Genomic DNA, 18416 nt, shown 5'->3' with positions numbered 1-18416 from the left:
CGCCCACCCGTCGCCCCCGCCGGTTACCCCCGGGGCGCCGCCGCGGTGCCGGCGGCACCCGTCCGTCAGGAGCATCAGCCGGCGTACGCCCGGCAGGCCGGCCCGGCTCTGCCGTCACCCGATCCCCGCCGGTCCCGGCCCGGAATGGTGCTCCTCGCCATCTTGCTGGCCGTGCTGGTCCTGCTCTGCTCCGGCGTGATTTCCTACAACCTGCGGAAGCAGTCGCAAGCCGGTGAACCCGGTGCGCTGGCTCCACACACCGTGACGTCCGACGTGCTGCGGCTCGACGGACGCGACGATGCGACCCGGACGTCGTACCGTCTTGGGATACGGCTCCAGCCGGACGACGGCGGGACGACGACGAGTGAAGGACGACAGACGCGATGACAGCGCAGGCCCGCCTGCTCGGTGGCAGGTACCAGGTCGGCGAGCTGCTCGGCTACGGCGGCATGGCCGAGGTGCACCGCGGTCGCGACCTCCGGCTCGGTCGGGACGTCGCGATCAAGATGCTCCGCACCGACCTCGCCCGGGACGCCACGTTCCAGATGCGGTTCCGTCGGGAGGCGCAGAACGCCGCCTCGCTCAACCACCCGGCGATCGTGGCGGTCTACGACACCGGCGAGGAGACCGCGCCGACCGGTGAGACGTTGCCGTTCATCGTCATGGAGTTCGTCAACGGGCGGACCCTGAAGGAGGTGCTCGGCGCCGAGGGCCGGTTGCAGCCCCGCCGGGCCCTGGAGATCTGCGCCGACATGTGCGCGGCGCTGGAGTTCAGCCACCGGCACGGCATCATCCACCGGGACATCAAGCCCGGCAACGTGATGCTCACCCAGACCGGCCAGGTCAAGGTGATGGACTTCGGCATCGCCCGGGCGCTGGCCAGCGGCGCGACCACCATGACGCAGACCAGCGCGGTGATCGGCACGGCCCAGTACCTCTCCCCGGAGCAGGCGCGCGGTGAGGCCGTGGACGCCCGCTCCGACGTGTACGCGGCCGGCTGCGTGCTCTTCGAACTGGTCTGCGGGCACCCGCCGTTCGTCGGCGACAGCCCGGTCAGCGTCGCGTACCAGCACGTGCGGGAGACGCCGCCGACGCCGAGCGACATCAACCCGGACGTCAACCCCGCGGTCGACGCGATCGTGCTCAAGGCGCTGTCCAAGAACCCGCTCAACCGCTACCAGAGCGCCGGCGAGATGCGTGCCGACCTGCTCCGCGCCGCCGCTGGCCGTCCCGTGCTGGCCACCCCGGTGATGCGCGAGGCGGAGACGGTGGCGATGGCACCGGCCGGCGGCGGGGGCGGCTATCCGCCCGCCGCCGGTGGGCCGCAGACCCGCCAGATCCCGGCCCGGGTCGGCGACCCGCGCCAGCGCAAGGCGTCCTCCTGGCTCATCGCGACCTTCAGCGCGGTCGGCGTGCTGGCGGTGATCGCCCTGGTCGCCGCCCTGCTCTGGAATCAGCAGCCGGACAAGGACTTGAAGTCGGTCCCCACCCTCACCGGCAAGACCCAGGACGCCGCGTTCGCCGAGATCCGCAATGCCGGCCTCCAGCCGCAGGCGGGCGAGGCGGTCCTGAACGCCACCTGCAAAGAAGGCACGGTGGTCAACCAGAACCCGCAGCCGGGCGCCCGGCTCGAGCAGGCCGGCACGGTGACTGTCCAGGTCTGCGGCGGCAAGCCCGACGTGAAGATCCCCGGTAACCTGGTCAACTCTCAGTTCGAGAACATCAAGGCTCAGCTTGAGGGTCTGGGGCTGGTGGTCGACGAACGTAAGGTGGACAACCAGGCGCAGGAGGGGATCGTTCTCAAGGTCATCCCACCGTCGGGCACCACCGTCCCGCAGGGCAGCGAGGTGACACTCGAGGTGTCCCGGGGCAACGTCAGCAAGGTGCCCAACGTTCTCAACTCCACTCGGGACGAGGCCGCCGAGGAACTTCGCGACGCGGGTTACGAGGTCAAGTTCCGCGACGGCGATGAGGTGCCGGCCGACCGGGCCGGCCGCGTCCAGTCGCAGAACCCGGATCCCGGCACCGAGTTGGCGCGGGGCAAGACGGTGACCATTGAGATCAGCATCCCGGAGAAGGTCGACCCGACGCCGACCGCGACGGCGACACCCACGGCGACGCCGACCGCCACGCCGACAACCCCCGGCACCGGAGGCGGCGGCGGACTGCCGTTCCCACTCCCGCCGACCCGGCCCAACGAGGACTAGGCCCGATGGCTCGGTTCCGGGGACCGTCGGCGTGACAACCGCCGGACCCTCGGTGACCGACCCGCCGAGCCGGGCGAGGTGGTGGCGGCGGCGCCGGACCCGGGCAGCCGCTCTGGGCCTGGCCGTCGCGCTGCTTGTCGCCAGCCTTCCGTGGCTGTGGACGACGATCTCCGCTCGCGGCCACGTCCACGCCGAGGCCGACGCACCGGCCGTCGACGTCGTGATCGTCCTCGGCACCGCCGTGGCTGCTGATCGACGTCGACCCGGGGAGCGGCTGGCCGGCCGCCTGGAGACCGCCGCCGAGTTGGTGAACAGCGGGCGGGCCCGGGTGGTCCTGGTGTCGGGTGACGGCGGTGGCACGTCGGGTGACGAGCCGGCGGTGATGACGTCGTACCTGACCGACCTCGGTATCGATCCGCGTCGCGTGGTGGCCGACCCGCACGGCCTGGACACCTACGACAGTTGTGCGCGGGCGCGCGAGGTGTACGGGATCGAACGGGCCCTGATCGTGACCCAGTCCTACCACGTGTCCCGCGCCGTGACGCTGTGCCGACATCTCGGCCTGGATGTCGACGGAGTCACCGCCCGCTGCACCGGTTGTGGCCCTGCGTTGCTGGTCGAGAAGTCGGTCCGGGACTACTTCGCCAGCGGCAAGGCGGCCTGGGACGCGGTCCTGGGTCGCCCGCCCGCGGTCCGCTCGCCCGAGAATCCGGCGGTGCGGGACGCGCTGCGCGGCTGACCCGGTGCCAGTGGAGGCCGGCTCTCGCTGACCGGGGTCAGGCGGTGGCGAAGGCGGCGCGGCGACGGGCGTCGACCTCGGCGGCCAGCTCCGGGGCCCGCTCCAGCGCCTCCGGGTGGCCGCAGGCCGCCAGCCAGTTGGCGAGCATCAGGTGGCCGCCCTCGGTGAGCACCGACTCCGGGTGGAACTGCACGCCCTCGATCGGCAGCGTGCGGTGTCGCATCGCCATCACCACGCCGGAGCCGGTCCAGCCGGTGACCTCCAGCTCGTCGGGGAGCGTCTCGGGGACAACGGCCAGTGAGTGGTAGCGGGTGGCGGTGAACGGGTCGGGCAGACCGGTGAGCACGCCGACCGAGTGGTGCCGCACCTCGGAGGTCTTGCCGTGCAGCAGTTCGGGCGCGCGGGCGACGGTGGCCCCGAACGCCTCGCCGATCGCCTGGTGGCCGAGGCAGACGCCGAAGATGGGCAGCTCGCCCGCGTACGCCCGGATGACCTCCAGGCAGATGCCGGCGCGGTCGGGACTGCCCGGCCCCGGCGAGAGCAGGATGCCGGCCGCGCCCACCTTGCCCACGTCGGCGACGTCGATCTCGTCGTTGCGGCGGACCTCGCAGTCCACCCCGAGCTGCCCCAGATACTGCACCAGGTTGAAGACGAACGAGTCGTAGTTGTCGATCACCAGGACGCGCATGGTCACCTGTCCGGGGAGGGCGGCGCGGAGTTGTTCCGGTCGGTGTCGTAGGGCAGCTCGTGTTCGTCGCCGGCCGGGGTCTCCCCGGTCACCGCGTCCCCGTTGCCCGGATCTCCGGGGACGCCGGAGTCCTGGGTGACCTGCACGTCGTCGAAGGGCAGCAGCGGCTCGGCCCACGGGAAGGCCACGTACCAGAGCAGGGCCACCGCGGCGGCGGCGAGCAGCACCGAACCGGTCAGCTTGCCGACCAGGCCGAACGGCAGTTTGCGCCAGATGAACGCGTACATCGGGTCAGCCTCCCAGCTCCGCCGGGCGGCCCGCCGACTTGGGTTGGGTCCGGTCCAGCTCGGCGTGGATGATCAGGCGCTGATAGTTGTCGAACTTCGGGTTGCAGGTGGTCAGGGTGAGCATCCGCTTGGTCGGCTTCTTGTCCGGCTCGCCGGGGACCGGCGCCACCACCTCGACCTGCGTAGGCTTGACGATTCGGGACCGCGACACCCGGTAGACGTACCAGTCGGTCTTGCTCTCGACCACGATCGCGTCGCCGTCGTCCAGCTCGTCCAGCCGCCAGAACGTGGCCCGGTTGCGGTGGCCGGCGACGGAGAAGTTGCCGACCTGTCCGGGCAGCGCGCTGGTCGGGTAGTGGCCCGGGGCGTACCGGATGTCGGCCTGGGTGACGCCCTCGACCACGACCCAGTTCTTGTCGAGCTTGGGGATGTAGAGGCCCGCGATCGGCTTGCCGCGTACCGGCGGCGACGGTTTGACGCTCGGGGTGGCCGACGGGGCGACCGTGGGGTCGTCGGTCGGGCCCCAGGCCTGGGCGAGCTGCTGGCTGAGGTCGTTCTGGTGGGCGTCGACGATGGCCGACTTGCCCCAGACCTCGTAGCCGGCGAAGAGCAGCACCACCAGCCCGAAGGTGATCAGGACCTCGCCGGTGACCCGGACACCGGTGCGCAGCCGGGAGGCGAGCGAGGGGCGGGTGAGCTCCGAGTAGACGCTCTTGTAGCCCTCGCCGGTCTGGTGCGGCCGGAGCTGGACCACCCGCTCGCCGCGTCGGGGCCGCGGCGGCTCGGCGGGGCCGCTCTCGGCGCCGGCCGGTTCGTCGGTGGCCGCCGTGCGGGGGACGGCCCCCATCAGGGCTGTGGCGTCGACGGCCGGTGGCCGGGACGACGGCCTGGTGGGCACGGCCGGGATCAGTGCGGTCGCGCTCGGGTCGGCGGGACGGTCGGGGCCGGCCGGAGCGGCCGGGGAGCCGGTGGCCCGTGCGGGCCCGGCGCCGACCTTGGGGATGAAGGCGGTGGGCGCGTCGACGCCGGCGGTTGGGGCGCCCGGCGTCGCCGGGCGGGTCGAAGGGCCGGGCGTGGCCGGCCGGGTCGGGGTTCCACCGGGCGCACCCGGGGTGGCACCGGGCAGACCCGGCGTGCCGCCGCTGGCCGGTGGGCGGGTGGCTGCGGCGTTGGGCGGAGTCGGCGGCCGGACGGAGGCGTTGCCGGGGGCGGTCGACCGGGCCGGTCCCTGGTCGGGTGCGGCCGGTCGGCCGGGGCCGCCGTGCGGGCCCATCCCGGCTGGTGCGGCGCCGGGCCAGGGTGGAGGCGCTCCGGCGCCCGGGGTCCGCTGCGGGTCGGGTCGAGCGGGCAGCACGGGGTCGGGCCAGTTGCCGGCCGGCCCCGGCCGGTCACGTCTGGGCTCGGGCCGGTCGACCTTGGGCAGGAACGCCGTCGGCTCGTCGGCCTGGTCCCGGTGTCGCCCGTCGCGCCGGTCGTCCGGGCCGCTCACCGGGGCACCGTCGCCGAGCGCAGGGCGGTCGAGTCCTCGAATGCCGGGACTGTCACCGCGGACACGGACTCCTTGTATCCGAGCTGGTAGTCGTCGACTGCGTCCTTGAACAACCGGACTCCCTCAGAGCTGGCGAGGGCCTGCTGGAGGGCAGCGGGATCGCCGATTGCTACGATCTTGAACGGTGGGGAGTACACCCGCCCGTGGAGCAGCAGGGTGTTACCGACGCAGCGTACCGCGCTGGTTGCCAGCACGCGGACGTTCATGATTGACATGGCCTCCGCCCCGCCGGCCCAGAGCGCGTTGACCACCGCCTGTACGTCTCCCTGGTGCACCACCAGGTCGTCGTTGCTGGCGTCCGTGGGCGTCTGGTCGCTGCGTCGAGGCGCGTCGTTCAGCTCCACCGTCACCCCGGTGCCGCTCAGCGCGGTGAACCCGGCGGCCTGGAGGCTGCCCTGGGCGCGGTCCTGCTGGGCCTTGATCGGGCTGTCCGAGTGGGCCAGCGCGTCGGTCCGCTCCTCGACCTCGCCGCGCAGCGTGGCGGCCCGGCGCTCGCTCGCCGCCACCTGCTCGCGGCGGTCCTCGATGAGCTGGTTGAGCTGGGGACGGCGGTCCTCGCGCAGCGAGGTGCCGCCGGCGGTGGTCGCTGTGGTGGTGAAGAGCAGCCCCGCCGCGGCGGCGATCAGGGGCACTCCGATCGACCAGCCTGGCCGGCGTTGACGCGGTCGCCGGGGCAGCAGCCCGGCACCGGCCCGTCGAAGGACCTTCTGCCAGGAGGCGGCGCCGGATGTGTACTCCACCGAGCGTTCCTTCCGCGTTTCGGGGATTGGTCCGCCCCGGCTGGGCCGGTGATACGAACAGTCCCGCCTTTTTCGGTCACTCCGCGCACCGGCCTGACCCCATTCGTGGTCCGGGCGGGCGTTCCGGACTACGCTAGCTTTCGAACATTATTGGCCATGGACCGTCGCCCCCGCGCCCGGTTGTCAGGCCGGACGAGGTCGTCACCCCCTCTGGAGAGCGTCGTGCCCAAGTCACAGGTCCGCAAGAAGAAGGTGTACACCCCGCCGACGGACGTCCGTCCGACGACGGCGGCATCGTCGCGCAAGCCTAGCCCGGTGTGGTTGCCGATCACCGCGGTGGCATTGATCGTCGCCGGCATCGGGTGGCTGGTCGTCTACTACCTCTCCGAGCAGGAGTACCCGGTCATGGCGTGGGGTTACTGGAACCTCGCGGTGGGCTTCGGCGCGATGGTCGCCTCGCTCGGGCTGCTCTCCCGCTGGCGCTGAGCCGGCCCGGCACGGCGCCGCGCCGGAGGATGCACGTCACCCCACGGAGCCCCTGCCCGGCAGGACCGGGCGGGGCACCCTATGGTGTCCGCAGGGCGGCGTGGCCCGCTGCGAGATGACTCACGTTACTGCTGGGTAACCTTGCGCGTAGGCTGCACTGCATGACCGAGCGGAGCGAGGTCATCGACCGGTCCGGTCGCAGGTGCGGCAGCGGCGCGACGCTGGCTCCGTCCTGACCCGGCCCCAGGTCGCCGAGCCGCTCGACAGGCAGCAGACCGGGGAGGCCAACTCGATGGGCAGCGTCCAGATCGTCACCACGATCCTCGCGGCCGCCATCACCGCCGTGGCGGTGTGGCTTGCGGCACGCGCGGTCCTCAAGATGGTGGCAGTCATCCGGCTCGGGCAGCCCGCGCCGGAGCGGTTCACAGACAAGGTCAGCCGTACGAAGACCATGCTGGTGGAGACCGCCGGCCACACCCGGATGCTCAAGTGGGGTGTGGTGGGCGCCGCCCACTGGTTCGTGATGGTCGGCTTCATCGTGCTGTCGCTGCTGGTGCTCGAGGCGTACTTCGAGGTGGTCACGCCGACCGGTGGTCTGCCGATCATCGGGCACTGGGTGGTCTTCGGGCTGGCCACCGAGATCATCGGCGTCCTGGGTCTGGTCGGCATCCTGGTGCTGATGGCGATCCGGCTGCGCAACCGGCCGAACCGCCCGGGCGGCCGGTCCCGGTTCACCGGCTCGACCATGTGGCAGGGCTACTTCGTCGAGTGGGTCGTGCTGCTGGTCCTGATCTTCGGATTCGTGATCCGGGGCTTCAAGGTCGCCACCGACCACTTCGAGTACCCGCTCTGGGCCACCCCGGTCAGCCACGCGGTCGGCGCGGTCCTGCCCGACTGGCACGACGGAGCGAGCGTCGCCGCCCTCATCAAGATTGTCATCTCGATGACGTGGCTGATCGTCATCTCGCTGAACGTCACCATGGGCGTCGCCTGGCACCGCTTCCTGGCCTTCCCCAACATCTTCTTCAAGCGGGAGCCCGCCAAGCCGGCCGGCTCCGGCCTCGGCGCGCTGCGCCCGATGACGAGCCAGGGCAAGCCGCTCGACTTCGAGGAGGCCGACCCGGAGAAGGACCAGTTCGGCGTCGCCCAGGTCGAGCAGTTCAGCTGGAAGGGTCTGCTGGACTTCAGCACCTGCACCGAGTGCGGTCGCTGCCAGTCGCAGTGCCCGGCCTGGAACACCGGCAAGCCGCTCTCGCCCAAGCTCCTCGTGCTGAGCCTGCGCGACCACGCGTACGCCAAGGCGCCCTACCTGCTCGCCGGCGGCGGCAAGGACCTGACCGGTGAGGAGAAGGCCACGGCGGCGCAGCTCGCGCACGTCGACGTGCTGGCGCTGGCCGAGGCCGACCGCCCGCTGATCGGCACCGCCGAGGAAGTCGGTGTCATCGACCCGGACGTGCTCTGGTCCTGCACCACCTGCGGCGCGTGTGTCGAGCAGTGCCCGGTGGACATCGAGCACGTGGACCACATCGTCGACATGCGCCGCTACCAGGTGCTGATCGAGTCGAGCTTCCCCTCCGAGGCCGGCGTGATGCTGCGCAACCTGGAGAACAAGGGCAACCCGTGGGGCGCACCGCAGAACACCCGCGAGGACTGGACCAAGGGCCTCGACTTCGAGGTGCCCCGGGTCGGCGAGGTGGACGACTTCGAGTACCTGTTCTGGGTCGGCTGCGCCGGCGCGTTCGAGGACCGGGCCAAGAAGACCACCCGCGCGGTGGCGACGCTGCTCAACGAGGCGGGCGTCAAGTTCGCCATCCTGGGTGAGGGCGAGACCTGCTCCGGTGACCCGGCGCGGCGGATCGGCAACGAGTTCGTCTTCCAGATGCTCGCCCAGCAGAACGTGGAGACGCTCAACGAGGCGTTCGAGGGTCGGGAGAAGGCCAAGCGCAAGATCGTCGCTACCTGCCCGCACTGCTTCAACACCCTGGGCAACGAGTACGGCCAGCTCGGCGGCGAGTTCGAGGTGGTCCACCACACCCAGCTGCTGGCCCACCTCGTGTCCACCGGCAAGCTCACCCCGGTGCAGCCCGTCGACGGTGGGGTCACCTACCACGACCCCTGCTACCTGGGCCGGCACAACCGGGTCTTCGCCGCTCCCCGCGAGGTGCTCGGGGACGCCATCGAGGGCGAGATCACCGAGATGCCGCGCAACAGCGAGCGCTCCTTCTGCTGCGGCGCCGGCGGCGCCCGGATGTGGATGGAGGAGAAGATCGGCAAGCGGATCAACGTGGACCGGGTCGAGGAGGCCATGGCCACCGGGGCGAAGACGGTCGCCGTCGGCTGCCCGTTCTGCTCGACGATGCTCAGCGACGGGGTGAACGGCAAGGGCGCGGGCGAGCAGGTCGAGGTGATCGACGTGGCCAGCGTGCTGCTCCGCTCGGTCAAGCCGGAGCAGCCGCAGGGTGACAAGGCGGCCGCGCCGGTCGCCGGCTGAGCCCGCGTACCGCATAAACACCGGACGGCGGTGGCACCCACGGGGTGCCACCGCCGTCGTCGTGGCAGGGCGCCTTGGCGGCACCGCGGCCAGCGTCGAACACCGTGGAACGCCTCCGTTACCGGCAGGCCGGTGGCCGGGCATCCGCCGTGGCACAATCGCGCCGAGGTGAGGCGAACATCGACGGGATTCTCCTGGCCACGCTGCTGCCCCTGGTCGGCTTCGCTGCGCTGACCGCCGGCAACGCGTTCTTCGTCGCGGCCGAGTTCGCCCTGGTCACGGTCGATCGGGCGGAGATCGACCGCCGGGCCGCCGCCGGCGACCAGGCCGCCCTGACGGTACGCACCGCGCTGCGCGAGCTGTCCTTCCAGCTCTCCGGGGCGCAGCTCGGTATCACCATCACCGCGCTGCTGACGGGCTACCTGGCCGAGCCGGCCCTGGCCCGGATCTTCACTCCGCTGCTGCGTCCGGTGGCGGGGGACGGCGCGGAGCGGTTCACCCCGTTCCTGGCCCTGGCCCTGGCCACCCTGATCTCGATGCTCTTCGGCGAGTTGGTGCCCAAGAACGCGGCGCTGGCCCGGCCGATGCCGGCAGCGCTGGCCACCGCCGGTCCCATGCACACCTTCTCCCGCACCTTCGGCTGGGTGATCCGGGGTCTGAACGGCTCGGCGAACCGGCTCGTCCGGGCGCTCGGGGTGGAGCCGCAGGAGGAGCTCCGGAGCGCCCGCTCGCCGGAGGAACTGGGACTGCTGGCGGCCATCTCCGCCCGGGCGGGCGCACTGCCCTCGGACACCGCGATGCTGCTGCGCCGCACCATCCGCTTCGGTGACAAGCGGGCGGCCGAGGCGATGACCCCGCGCGTGGACGTGGTCGCGCTGCGGGCCACGGCCACGGTGGCCGAGTTGCTCGAGCTGTCCCGGGAGACCGGGCGGACCCGGTTCCCGGTGTACGAGGAGACCGTGGACCTGGTCACCGGGGTGGCGGGCGTGCCGGACGCGCTCGGCGTGCCGCTGGCCGCCCGGGCGTCGACCATGGTCGGCTCGGTGGCCCGCGAGCCGGTGTACGTGCCGGAGAGCCTGGACCTGGACGGCGTACTGGCCGCGCTGAAGGCCGCCGGCGCCGACCTCGCGATCGTGGTCGACGAGTACGGCGGCACGGACGGCGTGGTCACCATCGAGGACCTCGTCGAGGAGCTGGTCGGGGAGATCGCCGACGAGTTCGATCCGGCCAGTGTGGACGACGCCGGTCCGGTCGAGCTGACCGTGCCGGGCGGGGAGCGCACGGTGCTGGTCGACGGGGTGCTGCGCTCCGACGAGCTGGCCGAGCAGACCGGCTTCCGGCTGCCCGAGGGGCCGTACGAGACGCTCGCCGGGTATCTGATGGCCCGGCTCGGGCACATCCCGCTGGCCGGCGAGACGGTCGAGGCGGGTGGCTGGGAGTTCACCGTGGTCGAGGTGGAGCGGCACCGGATCGAGCAGGTCCGGGTGCTTCGCCCGGCGGAGCCGGACGACGATGCCTGAGCTGCTGGTGACCGTCCTGCTGCTGCTCGGCAACGGGTTCTTCGTGGGCAGCGAGTTCGCGCTCATCGCGTCCCGGCGGACGGTGATCGAGCCGCTGGCCGCCGGCTCGAAGCGGGCCCGCTGGGCGCTGTCGGCGATGAACCAGATTCCCCTGATGATCGCGGGGGCGCAGCTCGGCATCACGGTCTGCTCCCTGGGTCTCGGCGCGATCGCCGAGCCCGCGCTGGCCCACCTGCTGGAGTCGCCGTTCCACGCGGCCGGTCTGCCCGAGCGGGCGGTGCACCCGGTGGCGTTCGTGCTGGCGTTGGGCGTGGTGGTCTTCCTGCACACGGTGGTCGGCGAGATGGTGCCGAAGAACATCACGCTGGCCGGTCCGGAACTCTCCGCGCTCTGGCTCGGGCCGGCCATGCTGGCATTCTGCGTGGCCACCAAGCCGCTGCTGCTGGCGATGAAGTGGGCGGCCCGGCGGGTCCTCGCGTTCTGGCGGATCGAGGCGTCCGAGGCGGTGAAGACGGTGTTCACCGCCGAGGAGTTGGCCGGGTTGGTCTCGCAGGCGCGCACCGAGGGGTTGCTCGACGCGGAGCAGCACGCCCGGATCACCGGCGCCCTGGCCCTGCACACCCGTACGGCGGCGGACGCGTGGCAGCCGTGGTCGACGGTGGTGACGGTGGCCGAGGACGTCTCGCCCGCGTCGCTGGAGGTGCTGGCGACCCGGACCGGCCGGTCCCGGTTCCCGGTGGTGCAGCGGTCCACCCGGCGGGTGCTCGGTTTCGTGCACGTCAAGGACGTGCTCGGGTACGCCGGACAGGCGCGCCGGGCACCGGTGCCGGCGGAGATCTACCGGCCACTGGCGGTGGTGCCGCCGGAGCGTACGCTGGCCGACCTGCTGCTGGCCATGCGCCGCGAGCGGAGGCACATGGTGCTGGTCAGCGACGGCCGTCGCCCGCTGGGTGTGGTCACGCTCGACGACGTATTGACCGCGATCGTTGGTTGATGGACCAATACCCTTGGTGTGCAAGCGGTTGCGTGACAGTGACGGTGACGCCTCTCGCCTTGATTCCGGTGCTGCGCTTCCCTAATGTGGGGCACCGACCGCTGTGGGTCGTCTGCCTCGGCCCTTCCCTCACGCGAGGCGCCCGGCGGTCGGTTGCAAAGGAGTCGGTGCCGGTGGCAACCATGCCCCCTCATCGTCACGCCCCGGGGCCGCCCGCTCGGCCGGGCGGTCTGCGCCGGGTCGCCCACCGTCTACTCGTCCTGGTCGCCGCCGCCGCGGTCGGCGCCGGCGTGCTCTCCGCGCCCGTGCAGGCCGCGCCCACGGTCGACGAGATCGAGGCGCAGATCGACAAGCAGTGGGAGCAGTTGGAGCCCACCATCGAGCAGTACAACAAGGTGCGGTCGCAGCTGAAGACCAACCGGAAGAAGTCGTCCGAGCTGCAGAAGAAGATCGAGCCGCTGGCGCTGCAGAGCGAGCTGGCGCTGACCCGGGTCAGTGACCTCGCCTCCCGCTACTACATGTCGGGCCCCTCGCACGACATCGGCGCTCTGCTGGTCAGCGCGAAGCCGGACACGCTCACCGAGCAGCTCACCGTCCTCGACCGGCTCGCCGCGCGGGAGCGCAAGGAGGTCGAGGGCGTGCTGGCCGTACGGGCCAAGTACGACGGTCAGAAGCAGAAGCTGGACACGCTGATCGCCACCCAGACCAAGCAGCAGAACGAGCTGGCGGCGAAGAAGAAGCAGATCGACGGCGAGATCAAGCGGCTCGAGGCGTCCCTGCCGAAGACGACGATCAAGACCGAGGGCTGCCCGACCATCAACGGGGTGGCCAACGCGGCCGCCCAGAAGGCGATCAAGACCGCCTGCCAGCAGGTCGGCGACCCGTACGTCTGGGGCGCCACCGGCCCGAACTCGTTCGACTGCTCGGGCCTGACCCAGTACGCGTACAAGGCGGCCGGGATCTACCTGACCCACCACACGGGTGACCAGTGGCACGAGGGCAAGGCCATCTCGCGGGCCGACGCCCGCCCCGGTGACCTGGTCTTCTTCTTCAGCGATCTGCACCATGTCGGCCTGTATCTGGGCAACGACAAGATGGTGCACGCGCCACGCGCCGGCAAACCGGTGCAGGTGGCCAGCATCAACAACATGCCGGTCGCCGGGTTCCGCAGACCCGGCTGATCCAGCAGGCACGACGAGGGCCCCCGGTCGAACGACCGGGGGCCCTCGTGCCGTTTCAGCGGTTTCAGCGCGGTGCGCCCACCGGAGACGGCAGGAGCTGCACGTCGGCGAGGTCGACGTACATGATCCGGTGGCCGAACTGGATCTGCGCGTACCGGTTCTGGCCGCGGATGACCGTCCAGTCACCCGGTGACGAGCCGTCGAACGTGGTGGCCCGGTAGTACTCGCCCGGCAGCACCGCGCCGACGGCGTACCGCTGGCCGGCCGCCAGCGTGTACTGGAGCGGCGAGATCGGTTGGTAGGGCACCCCGGCCGGGTACGCGGCCTCCTCGGGGTACGCCCGTCCGTACACGGGGATGGTGGCCCGTCCGGGCTTCGGGGTGGCCACCACGCCGACGGTCCAGCTGGCGGTCGGCGCCGACGCCGGGTTGTGGAACCACGCCTTCTGCCCGAGGTACCAGATCGCCGTCCAGTCACCCTGACGGCCGGCGAGGGCGTACGTCTGGCCGGCGGACGCCCGGGCGCCGTGGTCCGACACGGCCATCGTGTTCGGGGTGCCGTCGGGGCGCAGTGCGATGTCGTTGACCAGTGGCGCGTCCGCGGACGGCGCGCTGCGCAGCACCACCGCCGATGAGCCGCGCGGCGCGCACGGCACTCCGGCCGTGACGCAGCCGGTGAACGCCGGCTGGTTGGTGTCGTAGTCGGGGTCGATCCGGACCAGGCCGGTGGCCGGGATGCCGGTGTCCAGCCGTGGCGCGTGCAGCAGCGTGAAGTAGTGCGTCCAGTCCCAGTACGGGCCCGGGTCCCAGTGCATTCCGCGCACGGTCGAGGCGACGGTGCCGGGCACGTTGTCGTGACCGATGATGTGCTGACGGTCCAGCGGGATACCCAGCCGCAGGGCGAGGTGCCGGACCAGTTTGGCGGAGGTCCGGTACATCGCCTCGGTGTACCAGGTGCCCTGCGCGGCGAAGCCCTCGTGTTCCAGCCCGATCGACTTGGCGTTGACGTACCAGTTGCCGGCGTGCCAAGCGACGTCCTTGGTCTTCACGTGCTGGGCGATGTGCCCGTCCACCGAGCGCAGCGAGTAGTGCCAGCTCACGTAGGTCGGGTCCTGGACGAGTTGCAGCGTGGTCGCCCAGCTCGCCTCGGTGTCGTGGATGACGATGTACTCGATCTTCTGCCGGCCGGGCCGGTCGGAGAGGTCGTGGTTGCCGTAGTCCCCGGCGCCGAACGCCTCGTACGGCGCCGGGATCCACTCGCAGGAGATGGTGCTGGGGCACTCCAGCCCGTCCGGACGGGCGAGCCGGCGCAGTCCCAGCCGGTCCAGCCACGAACGCTGAGGTTGGATCGCCCGGGCCGGCAGCGTGATCCGCTGGCCGTCGTCGGTCACCCGGGACTCGCCGGCGCCGATGGTGGTGAACACCTCGTCGGCGAAGGCCGCCGCGGCGTCCGCGCTGTCCGCGCCCGCGTAGCGGGCCACCGCGCCGTACCAGGCCGCCGGGTCGGTGTCGGCGCCCACCGGCGCGCCGAGCTCCCGCTGGTAGGCGGCCAGCAGCGCGGCGCCGCCAAGGATGTTGACGCTCGCGTCGGTACGCAGCGACTCGGGCGCGGCACCGGTCAGGGCGGCGGCGGCGTCCACGGTCTGCAACGCGGCGGCGGGCGGCGCGGGATCCTCGGCCGGGCGGGGCGCCACCACCCGTGCCGGCCGCGAGTCGTCGCCGCGCGGGTCCTCGGTGCCGGCATCGTGGTGGCCGCGCCCCGGCAGGGCGGCCACGTGCCGGGCGTCGGTCAGGTGCATCGGGCCGTAGCCGCCGCTGGTGCTCGGCGTACCGGCGTTGGTGTCCCAGCGTGACTCCAGATAGGAGACGCCGAGCAGCACGTCGGCCGGCACGCCGTACTCGGTGGCCGCGGCGACGTACTGCTGCTGACGGTCGGCCGCGGGCGCGGCCACGGCGGGGCTGGCGGGTAGCGGTACCGCGGTCGCGGCCGCGACCACGGCGGCGGCGAGCAGCGCGCGCCGGCCGGTGGACAGGGTTGGACGGTACATCGAACCCCCTAGATCTGGCGGGTGAAGATGAGGCCACCTTCGCCCCGCCCGGAGCCCGCGTCAATACCTTTCCATCCAGCGGAGTATGTAGAAGAAAACTTTCGTCGTCGGTCGTCGTCCCCCGCAATCGGTACGGAGTGTCACGGCCCCACCGGTTGCGGATCGGTAACGGCCGTCTCTACTCTGGTCATTCGTCGGGCCGACAGCAGCTCCGCCCACCCGGGCGGTAACGGACCGACACCGCCGAGTCGCTTCTCAGCGAACCGGGGACCCAGGTTTCCTGGGGTGAATCCGCAGTCACTGCGGTAGGGCGCCCACCTTCCCGCCCGAACCCGTCAGCTAACCCGGTAGGCGGTCAGGAAGAAGGAGTACGGAACCCGGTGGCTCACCAAGCCCCGCGGCCGTCGTCCGAGCGGCCGGCGTCAGCCGGCCCGACGTCGATCGTGCCGCGCCCACGCTGGTCCCGCTTCACCACCGCCCTCGCCGCCCTGGTCGGCGTCGCCGTCGTCCTGACCGGCAGCGCCACGGCGGCCCACGCCGACCCGTCCGTCGCCGAGATCGAGCGCCAGATCGACGCCGACTGGAACAAGCTCGAACCGATCATCGAACGACACAACGCCACCCGTACCGACCTGGCCGGGAAGCGCAGGCAGGCCAACGCGCTGGCCGCCCGGATCGCCCCGCTGGAGCGCCAGGTCGACGCCGCGATGGACAAGGTCAGCTCCCTGGCCGTCCGCGCGTACAAGGGTGAGAACGTCTCCACCGTCAACGCCGTGCTGGGCAGCAGCTCGCCCAGCGAGGTGGTCGGGCAGCTGGAGATGCTCGACCGGTTCGCGCACGACCAGCAGCAGGACGTACGGCAGGTGGCCGACCTGCGCGACGAGTTGGCCCGGCAGAAGGCGCCACTGGACGAGATGGTGGCCCAGCTGACCCGCACCGAGGCCCAGCTGGCGGCCAAGAAGAAGCAGATCAACGACGAGATCGACCGGCTGCAGAAGCTGCGCCTCAAGGTCTACGGCAACGGTGGCGGCGGCCCGCTGCGTCCAGCGCCCTGCCCGGCGAGCTACCCCGGCGGCGGTGCCGGTGTGGCGGTCAAGTTCGCCTGCGCGCAGATCGGCAAGCCCTACGTCTGGGGCGCCGAGGGCCCGAACTCGTACGACTGTTCCGGCCTGATGCTGGCCGCCTGGGCCAAGGCCGGGGTGTCCCTGCCGCACAACGCCGCACAGCAGAGCCGGGTCACCAAGGACGTCAGCAGGGCCGACCTGCGTGCCGGTGACCTGGTCTTCTACTACAGCGACATCCACCACGTCGGCATGTACGTCGGCGGTGGCTGGGTCGTGCACGCCTCGCAGGCCGGCCAACCGGTCAAGATGAAGAAGGTCGACGACGGCCCGATCCACAGCTACGGCCGCCCGGGCTGATCCCCGGTGACCGATGGGCCCGTCGCGATCTGTCGCGGCGGGCCCTCGTCGTTACGGCCTCAGCGGGTCGGCCAGGTGCGCCAGTGCTGCCAGGCGCGGCTCGGGGTCGGGCCGCGCTGACCCTGGTAGCGCGAGCCGTAGACCACCGAGCCGTACGGGTGCTCGGCCGGCGAGGAGAGCCGGAAGATGCAGAGCTGCCCGATCTTCATGCCCGGCCAGAGGGTGATCGGCAGGTTCGCCACGTTCGACAGCTCCAGCGTCACGTGCCCGGAGAAGCCCGGGTCGATGAAGCCGGCCGTGGAGTGCGTGAGCAGGCCGAGGCGGCCCAGGCTCGACTTGCCTTCGAGGCGGCCGGCGAGCTGGTCACCGAGCGAGATCACCTCCAGCGTCGAGGCGAGCACGAACTCCCCCGGGTGCAGCACGAACGGCTCGCCGTCGGGCACCTCGACGACCGAGGTGAGGTCGTCCTGCTGCATGGCCGGGTCGATGTGGGTGTAGAGATGGTTGTTGAAGACCCGGAACAGCCGGTCGAGTCGTACGTCGATGCTGGACGGTTGGACCAGGGTGGGCTCGAACGGCTCCAGGCCCAGCGTGCCGGCCTTGATCTCGGAGACCAGGTCGCGGTCGGAGAGCAGCATCGGACCACCATAGCGGCGTTGCCGGCAACAGCCAGATTCGGTGCCGGTGACCAGCGCGTCGAGGTCGCTGGTCGTACATTTGTTCGATAGAATGCCGGCATGGCTTCCTGGTCCGAATTCGCCGCCGACGAGCCCCGACTCGCCGACGGGATCCGCGTTCTCCTCCAGCAGTACGGGCCGGGCTTCGGCTACCTGGCCACGGTCCGCGCCGACGGCGGGCCGCGGGTCCATCCGGTCTCCCCGGTCATCACCGACGAGGGTCTCTTCTGCTTCATCCTCGACTCGCCGAAGCGTCGCGACCTCGAACGGGACGGCCGCTACGCGCTGCACTCGTTCCCGCCGGAGGAGAGCGACGACGAGGCGTACGTGGCGGGGCGCGCCTGGCCGGTCACCGATCCGGCCCGGGTGGCCCGGCTGGCGCAGAGCGCGCGGGCGGCCCCGCAGGTCGACTGGCGGCTGTTCGAGTTCACCGTCGACGTGGCGATGCTGGCTCGCCGCGAGCAGCACGGCATGGGCATTCCGGGTGGCGCGCCCGGCCGTCCGGCCGTCCAGGTCTGGCTTGACCCGCACGCTCCGCCCGCCGCGGCCGGGCCGTCTTCCGTGCCGCAGACCCGCCCGGCCCGCCGCAGCCGTGACGTCCAGCGCTCGGCCGCCTGACCGCGGCCCACGATCCGGTCCTGGGGAAAGACGCCGGTGCCGGCTCCGTCGTGACGGGGCCGGCACCGGTGGTACGCGGGCAAGCTGCGGACCACGGGGTACCTGGGTGCACCGGCTGGGTGACTCAGGTACAGTGGTGCCGCTTGCGGGTGTAGTTCAATGGCAGAACATCAGCTTCCCAAGCTGACAGTGCGGGTTCGATTCCCGTCACCCGCTCCAACGCGAAGGCCCTGGTCAGGATGCCGAATCCGAGCCGGGGCCTTCGAGCTTCCAAAGGTCGGTGACTGTCGATCGGCCATCCTCCGCCGGACGGTCGGGTGACGACGAGCGGCCCGCGGGCGACCATGATGTCGAGATGACCACGGTGGACGACCGGCCGGAGGGCACTGAGCCGGTATCGATCCGTGCCCGCACCCGCGCGCTGCGCCTCGGGGCGGCGATCCCCCTCGCGATCGTCGGTTTTCCGTTCCTGCTGGGGATGGCATTCAACCTGATCTGGTGGTCACCGGCGCTCGGCGGCCCGGGTCCCAACCCGTGCGATCCTGCCATCGACGGGTGGGGAGCCTGCTGGCGTCCGGAGCAGCGGACCTTCTGGATCGTGGCCGCTGCGGCCGGGCTGCCGGGCGCGGTCTGCCTCGTGCTCACGCTGGTCCGAATTTTCCGCACCGGCCGCTGGTGGCCGTGGCCGATCGCGGCGGCGGCGCTCCTCATCGCCTGCAGCCTGGCGCTGTCACAGATTCCTTGAATGCAGGGCGGGGTTCGAGTCCGGCG

General features: G+C 71.6%; 16 protein-coding genes, 1 tRNA gene, 1 pseudogene and 1 riboswitch. Of the genes and pseudogenes, 12 read left to right on the top strand and 6 right to left on the bottom strand.

Features of this window, described 5'->3' with window-relative positions:
• The 3 genes and pseudogenes from EAD98_RS31635 to EAD98_RS20395 all read left to right on the top strand — a co-directional run.
• Nucleotides 1-387 (top strand): annotated as a pseudogene (locus EAD98_RS31635) (serine/threonine protein kinase); the annotation flags it as partial.
• Entirely contained in the window at nt 384-2207 is a 1824-nt protein-coding gene (pknB, locus tag EAD98_RS20400; protein ID WP_121655646.1) for a Stk1 family PASTA domain-containing Ser/Thr kinase, read from the top strand. The pseudogene EAD98_RS31635 and the gene pknB, both read left to right, overlap by 4 nt.
• A gap of 31 nt (nt 2208-2238) precedes the next feature.
• The gene (locus tag EAD98_RS20395; protein ID WP_199723477.1) at nt 2239-2946 is read left to right on the top strand and encodes a vancomycin high temperature exclusion protein; all 708 of its coding nucleotides are present in this window, start codon (nt 2239-2241) and stop codon (nt 2944-2946) included.
• Between the two features lie 37 nt (nt 2947-2983).
• Here EAD98_RS20395 and EAD98_RS20390 read toward each other — a convergent pair whose 3' ends face one another.
• Genes EAD98_RS20390 through EAD98_RS20375 form a run of 4 tightly spaced genes read right to left on the bottom strand, consistent with a single transcriptional unit; the run spans nt 2984 to nt 6210 of the window.
• Complete coding sequence (locus EAD98_RS20390) at nt 2984-3634, bottom strand: aminodeoxychorismate/anthranilate synthase component II (RefSeq protein WP_121655651.1); 651 nt, start codon at nt 3632-3634, stop codon at nt 2984-2986.
• Between the two features lie 2 nt (nt 3635-3636).
• The gene (locus EAD98_RS20385) at nt 3637-3921 is read right to left on the bottom strand and encodes a hypothetical protein (RefSeq protein WP_121655644.1); all 285 of its coding nucleotides are present in this window, start codon (nt 3919-3921) and stop codon (nt 3637-3639) included.
• Nucleotides 3922-3925: 4 nt separating this feature from the next.
• Nucleotides 3926-5410 (bottom strand): class E sortase, encoded by a 1485-nt coding sequence (locus EAD98_RS20380; protein WP_121655643.1) that lies wholly within the window; start codon nt 5408-5410, stop codon nt 3926-3928.
• Nucleotides 5407-6210, bottom strand: a complete 804-nt coding sequence (locus EAD98_RS20375; protein ID WP_121655642.1) for a DUF881 domain-containing protein — start codon at nt 6208-6210, stop codon at nt 5407-5409. The genes EAD98_RS20380 and EAD98_RS20375 overlap by 4 nt, the downstream gene beginning before the upstream one ends.
• A 222-nt stretch (nt 6211-6432) precedes the next feature.
• Here EAD98_RS20375 and EAD98_RS20370 point away from each other — a divergent pair, with 222 nt between their 5' ends.
• The 5 genes from EAD98_RS20370 (at nt 6433) to EAD98_RS20350 (ending at nt 12882) form a co-directional block, all read left to right on the top strand.
• The gene (locus EAD98_RS20370; RefSeq protein ID WP_121655641.1) at nt 6433-6696 is read left to right on the top strand and encodes a cell division protein CrgA; all 264 of its coding nucleotides are present in this window, start codon (nt 6433-6435) and stop codon (nt 6694-6696) included.
• A 292-nt stretch (nt 6697-6988) separates the two neighbouring features.
• Complete coding sequence (locus EAD98_RS20365; protein ID WP_121655650.1) at nt 6989-9187, top strand: (Fe-S)-binding protein; 2199 nt, start codon at nt 6989-6991, stop codon at nt 9185-9187.
• A 206-nt stretch (nt 9188-9393) separates the two neighbouring features.
• Complete coding sequence (locus EAD98_RS20360) at nt 9394-10707, top strand: hemolysin family protein (RefSeq protein ID WP_121655649.1); 1314 nt, start codon at nt 9394-9396, stop codon at nt 10705-10707.
• Entirely contained in the window at nt 10700-11701 is a 1002-nt protein-coding gene (locus tag EAD98_RS20355; RefSeq protein WP_121655640.1) for a hemolysin family protein, read from the top strand. The genes EAD98_RS20360 and EAD98_RS20355 overlap by 8 nt, the downstream gene beginning before the upstream one ends.
• 182 nt (nt 11702-11883) lie before the next feature.
• Nucleotides 11884-12882, top strand: coding sequence for an NlpC/P60 family protein (locus EAD98_RS20350; RefSeq protein ID WP_121655639.1), 999 nt, complete (start codon nt 11884-11886; stop codon nt 12880-12882).
• Between the two features lie 64 nt (nt 12883-12946).
• On the opposite strand, the gene EAD98_RS20345 is transcribed toward EAD98_RS20350, so the two are convergent.
• Nucleotides 12947-14929: an N-acetylmuramoyl-L-alanine amidase gene (locus EAD98_RS20345; protein WP_121655638.1), complete on the bottom strand. Its 1983-nt coding sequence runs from the start codon at nt 14927-14929 to the stop codon at nt 12947-12949.
• 231 nt (nt 14930-15160) lie between these two features.
• A riboswitch (cyclic di-AMP (ydaO/yuaA leader) is annotated at nt 15161-15297 on the top strand.
• A gap of 75 nt (nt 15298-15372) precedes the next feature.
• Here EAD98_RS20345 and EAD98_RS20340 point away from each other — a divergent pair.
• Complete coding sequence (locus EAD98_RS20340) at nt 15373-16350, top strand: NlpC/P60 family protein (protein WP_233583903.1); 978 nt, start codon at nt 15373-15375, stop codon at nt 16348-16350.
• 59 nt (nt 16351-16409) lie between these two features.
• Here EAD98_RS20340 and dcd read toward each other — a convergent pair whose 3' ends face one another.
• Nucleotides 16410-16988 (bottom strand): dCTP deaminase, encoded by a 579-nt coding sequence (gene dcd / locus EAD98_RS20335; protein WP_089018323.1) that lies wholly within the window; start codon nt 16986-16988, stop codon nt 16410-16412.
• Nucleotides 16989-17087: 99 nt separating this feature from the next.
• On the opposite strand from dcd, the gene EAD98_RS20330 reads away from it, so the two are divergent.
• From EAD98_RS20330 to EAD98_RS20320, 3 genes are all read left to right on the top strand, one after another.
• A complete protein-coding gene (locus EAD98_RS20330; RefSeq protein ID WP_121655636.1) occupies nt 17088-17645 on the top strand; it encodes a pyridoxamine 5'-phosphate oxidase family protein in 558 nt (185 codons plus the stop codon).
• Between the two features lie 145 nt (nt 17646-17790).
• A tRNA-Gly gene (locus EAD98_RS20325) sits at nt 17791-17864 on the top strand.
• A gap of 136 nt (nt 17865-18000) precedes the next feature.
• A complete protein-coding gene (locus EAD98_RS20320; protein ID WP_121655635.1) occupies nt 18001-18390 on the top strand; it encodes a hypothetical protein in 390 nt (129 codons plus the stop codon).
• The last annotated feature ends 26 nt before the right edge of the window (nt 18391-18416 follow it).

The organism is Micromonospora sp. CV4 (assembly GCF_003667455.1).
Taxonomy (GTDB): Bacteria; Actinomycetota; Actinomycetes; order Mycobacteriales; family Micromonosporaceae; genus Micromonospora.
This window is presented reverse-complemented; position numbering and strand designations above follow the sequence as displayed.

Coding starts and splice junctions, on each gene's coding strand:
- pknB (WP_121655646.1), top strand. CDS start 384: ATGACAGCGCAGGCCCGCCTGCTCGGTGGCAGGTACCAGGTCGGCGAG.
- EAD98_RS20390 (WP_121655651.1), bottom strand. CDS start 3,634: ATGCGCGTCCTGGTGATCGACAACTACGACTCGTTCGTCTTCAACCTG.
- EAD98_RS20385 (WP_121655644.1), bottom strand. CDS start 3,921: ATGTACGCGTTCATCTGGCGCAAACTGCCGTTCGGCCTGGTCGGCAAG.
- EAD98_RS20365 (WP_121655650.1), top strand. CDS start 6,989: ATGGGCAGCGTCCAGATCGTCACCACGATCCTCGCGGCCGCCATCACC.
- EAD98_RS20355 (WP_121655640.1), top strand. CDS start 10,700: ATGCCTGAGCTGCTGGTGACCGTCCTGCTGCTGCTCGGCAACGGGTTC.
- EAD98_RS20350 (WP_121655639.1), top strand. CDS start 11,884: ATGCCCCCTCATCGTCACGCCCCGGGGCCGCCCGCTCGGCCGGGCGGT.
- EAD98_RS20345 (WP_121655638.1), bottom strand. CDS start 14,929: ATGTACCGTCCAACCCTGTCCACCGGCCGGCGCGCGCTGCTCGCCGCC.
- dcd (WP_089018323.1), bottom strand. CDS start 16,988: ATGCTGCTCTCCGACCGCGACCTGGTCTCCGAGATCAAGGCCGGCACG.
- EAD98_RS20330 (WP_121655636.1), top strand. CDS start 17,088: ATGGCTTCCTGGTCCGAATTCGCCGCCGACGAGCCCCGACTCGCCGAC.
- EAD98_RS20320 (WP_121655635.1), top strand. CDS start 18,001: ATGACCACGGTGGACGACCGGCCGGAGGGCACTGAGCCGGTATCGATC.